At 75.6% G+C, this 13,804-nt stretch carries 8 protein-coding genes; 6 read left to right on the top strand and 2 right to left on the bottom strand.

The annotated features are described in order from the left end of the window. Nucleotides 1-82: 82 nt before the first annotated feature. Complete coding sequence (locus ACFU5G_RS24350; protein ID WP_377250593.1) at nucleotides 83-1,402, bottom strand: alpha-hydroxy-acid oxidizing protein; 1,320 nt, start codon at nucleotides 1,400-1,402, stop codon at nucleotides 83-85. Nucleotides 1,403-1,640: 238 nt separating this feature from the next. Continuing rightward, nucleotides 1,641-2,651 carry an SDR family NAD(P)-dependent oxidoreductase gene (locus ACFU5G_RS24345; RefSeq protein WP_377250590.1) on the bottom strand — a complete coding sequence of 337 codons (1,011 nt, stop codon included), beginning with the start codon at nucleotides 2,649-2,651 and terminating at the stop codon, nucleotides 1,641-1,643. A gap of 113 nt (nucleotides 2,652-2,764) precedes the next feature. Between ACFU5G_RS24345 and ACFU5G_RS24340 the strand changes: the two genes are divergently transcribed. The 6 genes from ACFU5G_RS24340 (at nucleotide 2,765) to ACFU5G_RS24315 (ending at nucleotide 13,702) form a co-directional block, all read left to right on the top strand. Further along, complete coding sequence (locus ACFU5G_RS24340) at nucleotides 2,765-3,304, top strand: TetR/AcrR family transcriptional regulator (RefSeq protein ID WP_377250588.1); 540 nt, start codon at nucleotides 2,765-2,767, stop codon at nucleotides 3,302-3,304. A gap of 162 nt (nucleotides 3,305-3,466) precedes the next feature. Beyond that, on the top strand, nucleotides 3,467-6,430 hold the full coding sequence (locus tag ACFU5G_RS24335) for a hypothetical protein (RefSeq protein ID WP_377250586.1): 2,964 nt from the start codon (nucleotides 3,467-3,469) through the stop codon (nucleotides 6,428-6,430). Nucleotides 6,431-6,483: 53 nt separating this feature from the next. Then, entirely contained in the window at nucleotides 6,484-9,465 is a 2,982-nt protein-coding gene (locus ACFU5G_RS24330; protein ID WP_377250584.1) for a toll/interleukin-1 receptor domain-containing protein, read from the top strand. After that, nucleotides 9,462-11,891 carry a hypothetical protein gene (locus tag ACFU5G_RS24325; RefSeq protein ID WP_377250582.1) on the top strand — a complete coding sequence of 810 codons (2,430 nt, stop codon included), beginning with the start codon at nucleotides 9,462-9,464 and terminating at the stop codon, nucleotides 11,889-11,891. Before ACFU5G_RS24330 ends, ACFU5G_RS24325 begins: the two co-directional genes overlap by 4 nt. 27 nt (nucleotides 11,892-11,918) lie before the next feature. After that, nucleotides 11,919-12,917 carry an alpha/beta hydrolase gene (locus ACFU5G_RS24320; protein ID WP_377250580.1) on the top strand — a complete coding sequence of 333 codons (999 nt, stop codon included), beginning with the start codon at nucleotides 11,919-11,921 and terminating at the stop codon, nucleotides 12,915-12,917. Between the two features lie 11 nt (nucleotides 12,918-12,928). Then, complete coding sequence (locus ACFU5G_RS24315) at nucleotides 12,929-13,702, top strand: glycerophosphodiester phosphodiesterase (RefSeq protein ID WP_377250578.1); 774 nt, start codon at nucleotides 12,929-12,931, stop codon at nucleotides 13,700-13,702. Nucleotides 13,703-13,804 lie beyond the last annotated feature (102 nt).

Raw genomic sequence — 13,804 nt, 5'->3', positions numbered from 1 at the left:
GGCAGGTCACCAGGGTGACCTGCACGTCTGAGACGGGAGGGGTGGATGGGCACAGGCCCCGAGCGACAGTCAGAGGGCTCGGTCAGAGGGCGAGGTTGTGTCGGCCGATCTGGTCGACCTCGGACACACCCGCGAGCGCCATCGTCAGGTCGAGCTCGGCCAGCACGTGCTCGGCGACGGCGCGGACGCCGTCGGCCCCGGCCAGGGCGAGGCCGTACACCCAGGGGCGGCCCAGGAGGACGGCGTCGGCGCCGAGGGCGAGGGCGGTGAAGACGTCGGCGCCGGTGCGGATGCCGGAGTCGAACAGGACGGGGACCGCCTGCCCGGCGCCGTCCGGACCGGCAGTGCCCGCGTGCGCGCGGACGGCGTCCACCACCGGGCCGAGCGCGTCGAGCGAGGCGATGGCGTTGTCGATCTGGCGGCCGCCGTGGTTGGACACGATGATGCCGTCGGCGCCGTGGTCGAGGGCGGCGCGGGCGTCGTCGGGGTGCTGGATGCCCTTGACCAGGATGGGCAGGGCGGTGCGTTCGCGCAGCCAGGCGAGGTCGGCCCACGTGAGGGTGGAGCGCGAGAAGACGTCGAGGAAGGTCTCGACGGCGGCGCGGGCGTGCGGCTGGGTCAGGTTCCGCAGGGTGGGGCCCGGGTGGTGGCGCGCCATGGACAGCAGGGAGCGGACGGCGGCGGGCGTGGGCCGCTCCGAGGTCGCCTCCTCCCCCGCCGGCCCCTCCGTCGACACCGCATCCGACGACACCGCATCCGACGCCGCCGCCCGCTCGACCCGGGCCTCGACGAGCCCCCGGAAGACCGGGTCGCTGAGGTACTGGGCGATGCCCTCGGCGCGGGCGAACGGCAGGTAGCCCAGGTCGAGGTCGGCGGTACGCCAGCCGAGCACGTGGGTGTCGACGGTGACGACGATCGCCTCGCAGCCGCTGGCCTCGGCGCGCGACACGAAGGACTCGACCAGGGCGTCGTCGGACGACCAGTAGAGCTGGAACCAGCGCGGGCTGTCGCCGAGGGCGGCGGCCGTGGCCTCCATGGGCGTGGACGCCTGGGACGAGATGACGACGGGCAGGCCGAGGTCGCGGGCGGCGCGGGACAGGGCCGGCTCCGCGTTGCCCGGGGCCGCGGCCCGGCCGCCGCGCTGGTGCTGCACGGCGAGCTCCAGCGCGCCGACCGGGGCGAACAGCACGGGGGCAGGCAGGTCGCGGCCGAGCAGGGTGGTGCGCAGCGTCCGCTCGCCGACGTCGACCAGCTGGCGCGGCACGATGCGGTACCGGCCGAACGCCTCCTGGTTGGCCGCCACGGTGCGCTGCGCGCCGGCGCCGCCGGCCACGTAGGACCAGCCGGTGCGGGTCATCCGGCGGCGGGCCGCGACGGCGAGCGCGTCGGGGCTGGTCGGCACGACCGGGCGGCGGCCGTAGACGCCGGCGCGGTAGATCGCGGACTGGACGGTGCGGCCGACGTTGCGCGGGGCACCATTCTGTCCGGCAGCCCTCTGACCTGCGCCGCTGTGACCTGTACCGCTCTGACCTGTACCGCTCTGACCTGTACTGATCCCACCGTTAGTAGGCATGTCGGACATCTTGCCATGTGGTCGGCGGCGCGGCAGAGGGCGCGGCAGCTGGGGACCCGCCGAGCGCCTACCGCTGGGCCGCCCCTTCCCCCGCCCGGGCCGGGATCGTCAGGGGCAGGCCCGCGAGGTCCTCGACCTGGGCCCACACCCGCGCGGCGAGGTCCCCCTCGGGCGTCGCGGTCCGGGCGGTCGGCTCCACGAGCACCGGCCCTCCTCGCAGGCGGCCGGCCGGCGCGTAGTACTGGCCGTTGCGCGCCTCCGGGTCGGTCAGGGCGCGCACCGCCGACCACGCGGCGCCGTCCTTGCCCTGGGCCCAGGGCGTGTACGGGTTGGGGCGGTACGTCGTGGTCGCGTCCCGGATCCCGGCACGGTGCGGCGTCCGGGCGTCGACGCCGACCCCCGGCCGGGTGACCAGGGAGGCGACCGGCACGCCTGCGGCCTCCAGGCGGCGGGCGAGCTCGAACGCGAGCACCTCGGTCACCGCCTTCGCCTTGGTGTAGGCGGCGACGCCCGCGAACGGCACCCGGGCGACGTCGTCGACGGCCATCGGGAACTGCGCGACGAAGCCCGTGGAGGTGTGCACCACCCGGGACGGCACGCCGAGCCGCTCGCCGGTTGCCGCGAGCGCCGGGAGGACGCCGGCCAGGAGCGCGGCGCTGGCGACGGTGTGGGTGCCGAGCAGCATCGGGAGGCCGTCGGCGGTGCGCGCGCGGCGCTTCATGTCCATGGCCCCGCCGTTCAGCAGCAGCCCGTCGACGCGGGGCAGGGCCGAGATTCGGGCCGCGGCGTCCGCCACCGAGGCCAGGGAGGCGAGGTCGAGCACGACGGTGTCGAGCCGCGCGCCGGGTACCTCGCTCTCGATGGCGGCGACGGCGGTCGCGAGCTTGGTCGCCGACCGCGACGCGAGCACGACGTGCGCCCCGGCGGCGGCGAGCTGCTCGGCCGCGAAGTAGCCGATGCCGGCGGTGGCGCCGGTCACGACGTGCGTGCGGCCGGTCTGATCGGGGAGGCGGGCGGGGTCCCAGGGGGTGGTCGTGGGCTCAGGGGTCGGTACAGGAGTCGGTACAGGTGCAGCCATGTTGGTCCTCGGTCTCTGCTCTGCGGGCCCGTCGGGCCCATACGGATTAACTATCCATTTGAGCGTAGCACCCGAAACGGATTCTCCATCCGCTTCTGCGGTAGGCTCACCCCATGCCCGCTCTCCGGTCCGACGCCGCCCGCAGCCGCGCGCGCATCCTCGACGTGGCCCGGCGCCACGACCCAGGTGCCCTGCGCTTCAACGACCTGGCCCGGGAGGCCGGCGTCGGGGTCGGCACCGTCTACCGCCACTTCCCCACCACCCACGCCCTCGTCGAGGCGCTCACCCTGGACACGCTCGAACGGCTGCGCGTGCTGGTGCGCGCCGCGCTCGCCGAGGCCGATCCGGCCACGGCGATCGCGGACCTGCTGCGGGCCGCGCTCGACCTCCAGCTCGAGGAGGGCGGGCTGCAGCCGGTGCTGCTGTCGGCCGAGGACGAGTCCGACGAGGTGCACGAGGCAAAGCAGGAGATCCTGGGCGGCTTCGAGCAGATCCTGGTCCGCGCCCGCGCCGCCGGCGTCGTCCGGCCGGACCTGTCCACCGAGCAGGTGGAGCACCTGGTGTGCGGGATGGAGCATGCCGTGCGCCTGGGCGCGTCGTCGGACCGGGAGCCGTACCTGGAGATCCTGCTGGCGGGACTCAAGCCCGTCTGATTAACCCCGTCTGATTAACCCCGCCTGATCGAGCCCGCCTGATCGAGCCCGCCGATCTCACCGTGGTGATTGAAGTCACCCGGGTGAGGGCCTAGCATCGCCAGACGGTGCGGTCAGGGGGCCATTCCGGGGGCCATGGGGGGTCTGGTGCCAGGTCACGACGTGTTTCTGTGCTACGACCCGGCGGCGGGCGAACCGTTCGCGCGGCGGTTCGGCACGCTCCTGGCCCGGTTCGGCAGGCAGCGGTTCGGACCCCCGGACCGCAGGGCCGTGCTGCGGGTACGTGGCACCGGCCCGGAAGCCGACCACCTCCCGGGCTCCGCCTGGTTCGTGCTGCTCGCCTCCCCCGCGGCCGCCCGGTCGCCGCGGGTCGCGCACGAGGTGACGCGCTGGCTCGAGCTGCACGGCACCGACCGGCTCCTGATCGGGCTGACGGACGGCCCCGACATCGCCTGGGCCGACGGGCGGCCGGCCGGCGGGACCGAGACCCTGCCGCCCGCGCTGCTGGACCGGCTGACCACCGAGCCCAAGTGGGTGGACCTGCGCGACGTCGCCCGGCTCGGCCGGCGCGACCCGGCGGAGATCGACCCCGACAACGCCCTGGTGAGCGAGGCGCTGGCCACCTTCGCCGCCCGGCTGCGCGGCGTCGAGAAGGACGCGCTGATCGGCGTGCACGTGCAGCGCGAACGGCGCACCCGCCTGCTCACGTGGTACGGGTTGGCGACCCTGGGCGTGCTGTTCGGCGCGACACTCGTCTTCGGCAGCACCACGCTGGCGGCGTACCTGCGGGCGAACGCCGAGGCGCGTGCCGCCGACGCCCGGCTGCTGGCCGCCACCGCGCTCGCGGTCTCGGACACGGACGCCGAGCGCGCGGTCCTGCTCGCGGCCGAGGGGTACCGCCTGCACCGCGACAACCAGACGTTCACGGCGCTGCTGCACAGCATCGAGGCGACCGGGCCGCTGGGCCGCCGCGTGGACCTGGACGGCGACGTGGTCGCGCTGGCGGCGGCGCCCCGGTCCGTTCATGACGAAACAGAAGACGAAGCAGACGACGACGCAGAAGACAACGCAGACGACGACGCAGACGACGACGCAGACGACGAACCCGGCATCGTCGTCGCCGGCACGTCCGAGGGCGCGGTGTGGCGGTGGCGCCTCGACCAGGAACCGGAGCTCCTGACCACGTTCGACGACGCGGTGACCGAGGTCGCCGTGAGCGCCGACGGCCGCACCGTCGCCGCGGTGGCCGGCGGGCGGCTCTGGGTCACGGGGCCGTCCGCCGGGTCCGGCCCCACCGGCCCCGCCGGCGGCAGTGCTTCGGACGGCACGGCCCGCCTGACCGGCGTCGTCGATGTCGCGCTCGACCCCGACGGCGAGCGCCTCGCGGTGATGGTCTGGGACGACGAGGCGCACCGGCTCCTGGTCCAGGACGTGACCGGTCGCGGCGAGCCGGAGTCGGCGGACCTCACCGGCACCAGCCTGGAGACCGTGGCGCTGACCGGGGACGCCGTCGTGGTCGCGCAGCGCCGGGTGACGGCGGGCACGGGGCACTGGCAGCGGCGCACCGTGCCGGGCCTGGAGGTGGAGCGGGAGGCGGGAGTCGTCGAGCCGGTGGGCGGCGAGCTCGTCGACCACCTGGTCTCGCCCGACGGCGCCTGGGTGTCGGCCGTACGGTCCGGTTCCGTCGTCGCGGTGGGGACGTCCCGCAACGCGCTGTACGAGACCGGCGCGCCGGCGTCCCTCGGTTCGCTGCTGCCGGCCGCCGTCGCGACGTCGGACGACGACGCCGCCCGGATGCTGCTCTCCCGCCGGGACGAGACCTGGGTGGTCGAGCTGCCGGTCTGGCACGACCCGCAGGCGTGGGCCCTGCGTGGCATGCCGACGGCGGACGCAGCCGCGTTCCTCGACGCCGAGCGGCTCGTGACCGCGCACGGCGCGACGCTGGCCTCGTGGGACCTGACCGCGGCCCCGCCGCTGACCCGGTCGGTCGAGCGGGAGGAGACCGTCATGGTGGACACCGCCCTCTCCCCGGACGGAACGCTCCTGGCCACGGCCGGGGCGACCACGCTCGCGCCCGGCGAGGGGATCTACGACGTCGCGGCCTCCTTCGACCTGGACGCCACCGCCGGACGGGGGAACGCCCGGCCCGTGTTCCGCGCCGTGCGCCCGGGCCAGATCGGGGACCGGCTGCTGCCCGTGCCGCTGGACGACGGCCGGGTGCTGGTCGTGACCCCCGAGGACGGCTCGGTCGGCGAGGCGACGGCCGGCCTCACCGACGCCGACCTGACCTCTCCGATGCCGCTGAGGCCCCTGGAGCCGCGGTTCGAGACCGGGCTCCGCTCGGTGCGGGCCGCGCGCGTGGTCGACGACCGGCTCGTGCTGGCCGACGGGTACGGCCGCGTCCAGGTCCGGGACCTGGAGACCGGGGAGCTCGTGCACCGCGGCACCGCGAGCCACACGCCCACGAGCGAGCCCTGGGCCGTGGAGGCCGCCGTCAGCCCCGACGGCCGGTACGTCGCGTTCCACGACCTGGCCCCGATCCCCGGCACCGCCCAGGAAGCCACGATCTCGGTGCTGGACCTGGACCAGTCGGCCACCCGCACGCTCACCGTGCCCGCCCAGCAGAACATCACGCACCTCGGCCTGCGCACGCCCGCGTCCGTGCTCGACCTCACCTACGGGGACGGCAAGCTCCTGGCCGCGCAGGTGGACGGCGTGCTCGTCATCGCGCCGGACGGCAGCGCCGTGCGCGCCGAGATCACCTCCGCCGCCGGCTCGACCGGCGCCTTCACGGCGTCCGCCCTCGCACCCGTGCCGGGCACGGACCTGGTGGCTCGGGCCGGCGAGCTGGACTGGATCCGGCTCTACGACACCCGCACCGGGCAGCCCGTCGGGAGCCTGAGCCCGCCGGACACCGGCAACACGCTCGCCCAGCTGTGGCTCGGCGCGGCACCCGGGTCGCTCCTCGCGGTCAGCGGCTACGAGACCGTCCTGTGGGACCTGCGCCCCCGGTCCCTGGTCACGGCGGCGTGCGGGTTCGCCGGGCGGGACCTGACCGAGGCCGAGTGGACGCGGACGGTCGGTTCCGCCGCGCCCGGCGACCTGACCTGCGACCGCGACCTCTGACTACCGGCGAACCCGGACGGCGAACTGAGACTGCGAACCAAGAGGGAGGGCTGATGTCCCGGTACGACGCGTTCCTGTCCTACAGCCATGCCGACGACGGCGCCTTCGGGCCGCAGCTGCAGACGCTGCTCGAGGGCTTCGCACGCACGGGCCCGCGCCGCGCCGTCCGGGTCTTCCGGGACGAGCAGAACCTGGCCGCCGACCCGGACCTGTGGGGCGCCATCGAGCGGGCCCTGCTGGAGTCCGAGTGGTTCGTGCTGCTCGCCTCCCCCGCCGCCGCGCGGTCTCCCTGGGTCGACAAGGAGGTCGCCTGGTGGCTGGAGCACCGCGACGCCGCGCGGCTGCTGATCGCCCGCACTGAACCCGCCCCCGACACACCGCTCCCGCCCGTCCTGGCGGGCGACGGCGCGCCGCGACCCGTCGTCGTCGACCTGACCGGGATCTCCCGCACGGGCCGGATCGAGGCGCGGGACCCGCAGGTGCAGCGGGCCGTCGCCGAGCTGGCCGGGCACCTGCACGGGCGGCCCGCGGGCGACCTCATCACCGCCGACGCGGCCCGTCGCCGCCGGAACCGCACGCTGACCCGCGGCGCGCTCCTGGCGCTGAGCGCGCTGCTGGTCCTCGCGATCGGGTTCGCCGGCCTCACCGTGACGCAGACCAGGCGGGCCGACGCCCAGACGGCAGTCGCCACCGCCCACCTGCTGGCCGCCACCGCGCTGGCCGACGCCGACACCGACCTGGAACGGGCCGCGCTCCTGGCCGTCGAGGGATACCGGCTGCAGCCGGACACCCAGACGCTGACCGCGCTGCTGCGGTCCGTGGACGGGTCCGGCCCGTTCGGCGCCCGCACCACGGTGGACGACGAGGTGATCGCCGTCGCGCCGCTGCTCCGGACCGCTCAGCGGTCGGTCGTGCTCGCCACCGAGTCCGGTCAGGTGCTGCACTGGGACCTGGACGGGGCCCCGGTCCCGGTCATGTCGGTCGGCGCGCGCCCGAAGGCGCTCGCCGCCAGTGCCGACGGTTCCGTGATCGCCGTCGCGACCGCCGCGCCGGCGGCCGGGGTGTGGCTGCACGCCGCCGGCCGCACCCGCAAGGTGCAGGACGTCGAGGTCGTCGACGTCGCCGTGGACCCGTCCGGCACCAGGTTCGCCACCGTGCGCTGGCTGACGGACGAGCACACGCTGCGGGTGCACGCGGTCCCTGACGACCTGGCTGCCGACGACCCTGCCGATGATCCTGACGACGACCTCGTCGCGGAGACCGACCTCTCCGGCACCGAGTTCGACGCCGTGCGGCTCCAGGACGACGCGGCCGTGCTGCACCAGCGCGCGAGCAACCGCGGGCTCGGCCTGTGGCAGCGGCGGTCGCTGCCCGGCCTGAAGGTGCTCGACGAGGGCCGGGTGCTCGACGGCGACCTCGCCGACGACGTCGGCACCGGCGTCGCCACCACCCAGGCCACCAGCCAGGACGGCCGCTTCGTCCTCACCCAGCTCGACGACGCCGTCCACGCGGTCGACACCACGGAGGGCACCACGTACTCCGGCCCGGTGCCGAGCGCGCTGGGCACCTACCCGATGACGGTCATGGCCGTCTCGCCGTCCGGCCTCGAGGTGCTGCTAGCCCGCCGGGACGAGGTCTGGACCGTGCGCCTCGACAGGTACGGCGTCACCCGTGCCGAGCGGCTGGAGGGAGTCGGCACGCCGGACGCCGCCGTCTTCCTGTCCGAGACCCTGGTCCTCCTGGCCCACGGCCGCACCCTCACGACGCTGGACGTCGACGCCGTCGACACCCTCGCCCGGACCACCGCGGATCTCGGCGGCATCCCGCCCGACCGGGCGCTCGCACCCGACGGGAGCACCGTCGTCTCCGCGGGCCGGCGACCTGTCGCGGGCAGCGCCGGCGAGTCCCCGCTCCTGGCGATGACGCACGCGTTCGACGGCTCCGGGGAGGTCGCGCCGCCCGCCGTCGCGACGGCGCTGTCCCACGTCCGCGGCCAGCTCGCCGACGCGGCCGGTACGCGCCTGCTCCCCGTGCCCCTGGCGGACGGCACGCTGCTGTTCGTCGACGGCGGGGACGGGGCGGTCTACGCGGCGGCCGACGCCCCTGCTTCCGGCACGGACGGCACAGGCGACACAGACGGCACGGAGGGCACGGAGGGCACGGACAGCACAGACAGTGCCTCCGGGACCGACCCGCCGCCCCTCGTGCCGCAGTTCGAGACCCGGCCGGGCGAGGTGCTGGACGCCGCCGTCGACGACGAGGGGCGGCTCGTGCTGGCGGGCGCGAACGGCGCCGTGCAGGTCCGGGACGCGCGGACGGGCGAGCTGGTGCACCAGGCGCGCGCCCCGGTCGGGTCCGGCGTCAAGATCCGGGCCGCGAAGATCAGTCCCGACGGGCGCCTCGTGGCGTTCCACGGCGTGCGGACCGCGGACGAGACGTTTCGCACCGCGCGGGTCGAGGTGCTGGACGTGGCCACGGGCGAGGCGCGCGGGCAGGACCTGACCGCGGGGCGCCTCACGTCGCGCGCCAACATCCGGTTCTGGCAGTGGCAGGTCGCGTTCGCCTTCGGCGACGACTTCCTCGCCGTGGCCCACGCCGGCGGGTTCGCCGTGCTGGACCGGGACGGCGGCGCGGTCCGGCGGGAGATCGCGGCGCCGACGACGGGCCGGCAGAACGCCGCGGCCCCCGTGCCCGGCACCACGCTCGTGGCATTGGCCGGCGACGCCGACTGGATCCGGCTCTTCGACACGACCACCGGCGACGAGGTGGGTTACCTGACCGCGCCGGCCGGCAGCGTCGACGGCGAGTCCCCGCTCTGGCTCGCCGCCGGGCAGGAGACGCTCTGGGCCGTGGGACCGCGCTACCTCACCCGGTGGGACGTCCGGCCGGAGCGCCTGCTCGCCCAGGCGTGCGAGTTCGCCGCGCGGGACCTCACCGCGGACGAGTGGCGGCAGGCCGGGGCGGGCGACCCGCCGGACGACCTGGCCTGCGACCGGCCGGTGCCCGGCGCGGCCTCGACCCAGGGGCGACCATGACGCGGCTGCGGGGCGCCGTCGCGTGCCTGGGGGTCGCCGTCCTGCTCGCGGTCAGCCTGCTGCCCGCCGGGCTCGCGGCGTCCCGGGCCGGCTGGCCGGAGCCGCCCTCGACCGCCGAGGAGCTGATCGCGGCGGCGCACGCGGCCGCCGCGACCGATGCCGACCGGGCGGCGCTGCTCGCGGCGGAGGCGTACCGGCTGGACCCGTCGCCGCGGTCGCACGCCGCCCTGCTCACGGTGCTGGACGCCACGTCGTGGATCGACCAGGAGGCCGACCTCGACGACCTGGGCGACCTCGACGACGAGACAGCTGAGGGCGGGACAGCAGAGAGCGAGACAGCAGAAGACAGGACAGCAGAGGGCGACGTGACCGCGATGACCGCGGCGGCTCTGTCCCAGGAGGTGGTAGCCGGCACCTCCGCGGGCGACGTCGTGCTCTGGGACCTGACCGGGGCGCCGCAGGTGGTGGGCTCGACCGGCCGCTGGATCACGGAGCTCGCCACGGGCGACACCGTCACCACGGTCGCGGCGCTCGACGTCGACGGGACGGTGCACCTGCTGCGGACCGGACGCCTGGCCGACGACGACACAGCGGACCCGCCTTTCACCTCCGCGCTCGACATCGCGATGTCGCCCACCGGGCTGCTGCTCGCGGCGCTGGTCGAGGACGACTCCGGACGGCACGTGGAGGTCCGGTACACGGGCACCAACTTCATCGTCGCGCGGGCGGACGTGGACGACGGCTACGACTCGGTGGACCTGGGCGACGACTACGTCGTCCTGTCCGCCCAGGACAGCCGGCTGGGCGAGCAGGGCCGCTGGGAGCGCCGCGCCCTGGACGACCTGGAGGTGGTGGGGAGCGGTTCGGTCCTGACGGACGTCGGGTTCGACGGCGGCCTGGCCGCCACCGCGGCGACGTCGCCCCACGGGGTGGTGGCGGCGACCGTCCACTCGCTCGTCACCACGCTGGCGGCCACCGAGGACGGGTCCGAGAACGTGGTCGGCAGCCCCGGGCTTCCGGCGACGCTCGACGTGCGGACCGTCGTCTTCTCGCCCGGGGCCACGCAGTACCTGGCCGTGCGCGACCAGCGCAACTACGTGTTCGACGTGCCGCAGGGCAACGCCTACTGGGAGCTCCGGGGCGCACGGCCGGCGGCCGCGGCGGCGTTCACCGACGAGAACCGGCTGGTGACGGCGCGGGGCCGCACGCTGACCGCGTGGAGCCTGTTCAGCGCGGGCCCGCGCGCGACTGTCCGCTCGACCGAGTTCGACACGCGCGCCCGGCGCACGGTCTCGCCGGACGGCCGGTACCTGCTCGCGGCCGGGTTCCCGCCCGGGGGTGACGGCGCGAGCATCGCGATCCGGTACGACCTCGCCCCCGACGGCGGCGCCGACACGGGCGCTGAAGCCGACACAGACTCTGAAGCCAGCACAAGCGCTGAGGCCGACGCCGAGCTGCCCGGGCTGGTCGGCGCGGTCGTCCCGCGCGACGCCGATCCGGGCACCTGGCTGCCTGTCGTGACCGACGACGGCACGGCGCTCGTGGTGCGGGCCGAGGACGGCACGGTGCGGGAGGCCGAGCGGTGGACCTCGTCCGCCACCGTGGACCGGGACATCGAACGCCTCACCCCGGACGACTTCCGCGCCACCTACGCTCCGCCGCTGCGGTACGAGACCGGCCTGCGCGACGTGCTCGCCGCGCGGGTCTCCGCGGGCGGCGAGCTGGTGCTGGCCGCCGCGGACGGGTCCGTGCTGGTGGTGGACCCGGTCACCGGGGAGGTGCACCACGAGGCGACTCTGCGGGGCGGGCCGTGGACCGCGGCCGAGGTCGCCCCGGACGGCCGGCGCGTGGCCCTCGTCGCAGGCGCGAAGGTCGGCGTCGTCGACCCGGCGACGGGCGACGGCGCCGCCCGCCGGCTCCCGGTCGACGGCGCGGATCCGCCGGCCCTCGCCTTCGGCGACGACGCGCTCGTCGTCGCGCACGCGGGCGGCGTCGTCGTGCTGGACGCGGACGACGGCGCCGTGCGGGCGGCGTCGGGCCCGGGCGGGTCAGGCACCGGCGGGTCAGGCACGACCGCATCGGCGGTACTGCCGGGGCCGCGCTCGGCCGCCGTCCTGCCGGGTACCGGGCTCGCCGTCGTGGGCGGCACGGAACCCACGGTGGTGCTGGTGGACCTCGCGACCGGGGAGCGGGCCGGGGAGATCAACATGCGGACGAGCGCGCCCGCCCTGACCGCGGCACCCGGCCGGCTGCTCGCGATCGGGTCGGACACCGGTAACCGCCGGGTGGTCGACCGGGACACGAGCGCGGCCGCCCTGCTCGCGACGGCGTGCGCCGTCGCCGGGCGGGACCTGACCGCCGCGGAGTGGACCGAGACGGTGGAGGCGGCTCCGCCGTCCGACCTGAGCTGCGACCGGGCGCGGTGAGGACGCCCGGCAGCATACGATCCGCAGGTGCCTGGTTCCCCGGAAGACGCGCTCGACTGGCGCACCGACCATCTGCTCGGCGAACCGTTCCAGGAGGCGGCGCTCGGGCCCGCCACCCTGGTGCGCTACCCGCACCCGACGGACCGGCCGCCGCCGCGGGCGGCCGTGATCCACGTGCACGGGTACAACGACTACTTCTTCCAGGAGCACCTGGCCCGCACCTTCACGGCGGCCGGCTACGCGTTCTACGCCGTCGACCTGCGGGCCGCCGGGCGGTCCCTGCAGCCCGACCAGATCCCGCACTTCGTGCCCGACCTGCGCGAGCAGGCCACCGACATCGCGGCGGCCGCCCGCACGGTGCGCGGGCTGGAGCCCGGGCTGCCGCTCGTGGTCCACGCCCACTCCACGGGCGGGCTGACGGCGTCCCTGTGGGCCCACGCGCACCGCAACGCCGCCGGGGCCGACGCCGGGCCCGACGCGCTGGTGCTGAACTCGCCGTTCCTCGACCTGCGGGCGTCGTACTGGCAGCGCACCGTCGGGACGCGCTTCCTGGACACCGTCGGGCACCTGGCCACCACGGCGATCATCAGCGACGGGCCGTCGCGGTACGCCGAGCACCTGCTCGCCGCGAACGGCGGGCGGTGGGAGTTCGACACCACCCTCAAGCGGCCCGAGGGCGTGCCCGGGCGCGTCGGGTGGTTCGTCGCGGTCCGGCGCGGGCAGGCGCGCGTGGCCGCCGGGCTGGAGATCGCGTGCCCCGTGCTGCTCGCCCGGTCGGACTCCTCGGGCCCCGACACCCTCGACAACCCGCTGCTCGACGCCCAGGACACGGTGCTCGACGTGAAGCAGATGGCGGCGCTCGCCCCGGGCCTCGGCCAGGACGTCACCGAGCTGGTCGTGCCGGGCGCCGTGCACGACCTGTCGCTGTCGGCTCGGGGGCCGCGCGAGGCCTACCTCGACGGCATGTTGAAATGGACCCAGAGCAGCATCGACGCGCAGAGCGTCGAGATCGACACCAATACGTGAGGGACGAGCCAGTGACCTATTTCGAGGGGCCGTTCCAAGCCCTCGCCCACCGCGGTTTCGCGCACGCCTCGGCCGGTACCGAGGGGCTGGAGAACTCGCTGGCGGCCTTCGGCGCCGCCGTCGACCTCGGCTACCGGTACGTGGAGACGGACGCGCACGGGACCGTCGACGGCGTCGCCGTCGCGCTGCACGACGAGTCGCTGGACCGCACCACCGACGGGACCGGCCTGGTGGCCGAGCTGCCGTGGTCCGAGGTGAGCGAGGCCCGCATCGGCGGCGTGGAGCCCGTGCCGCTCCTCGAGGACCTGCTGGGCGGCTGGCCCGAGCTACGGGTCAACATCGACGTCAAGCACGGCTCCGGCGTCGGCCCGGTCGCGCGGGCCATCGAGAAGACGGCGTCCTGGGACCGGGTCTGCGTCACCTCGTTCGACGTGGCCCGACGCCGGGCCACGCTCACCAAGCTGTCGCACCCGGTGGCGACGTCGGCCGGACGCCGTGAGATCGCCAGCTTCCTGACCGGGGTGCGCCTGCGTCTGCCGGCCCTGTCCCGGCGCGCCCTGCGCGACGCCGACGCGCTGCAGGTCCCGGTGCGCGAGGGCTCCATCACGGTCGTGGACCGCGCGTCCGTCGAGGCGGCGCACGCGCTCGGCAAGAAGGTGCACGTCTGGACCATCAACGAGCCGGACGAGATGAACCAGCTGATCGACGACGGCGTGGACGGCCTGATCACCGACCGCGCCGACCTGCTCAAGGACGTGCTGGTGGAGCGGGGGCTCTGGGGGTAGAGCCGCTGGGGGCGGGAGCAGCGCTGCCGGGGGCGCCGATTTCGGCAGTGCGCCCACCAGTTCGGCAGTTGGCATCGAGGTCGGCACAGGGCTGTGCCGACC

The sequence above is a fragment of the Promicromonospora sp. NPDC057488 genome (assembly GCF_042802395.1).
Lineage (GTDB): Bacteria > Actinomycetota > Actinomycetes > Actinomycetales > Cellulomonadaceae > Promicromonospora.
This window is presented reverse-complemented; position numbering and strand designations above follow the sequence as displayed.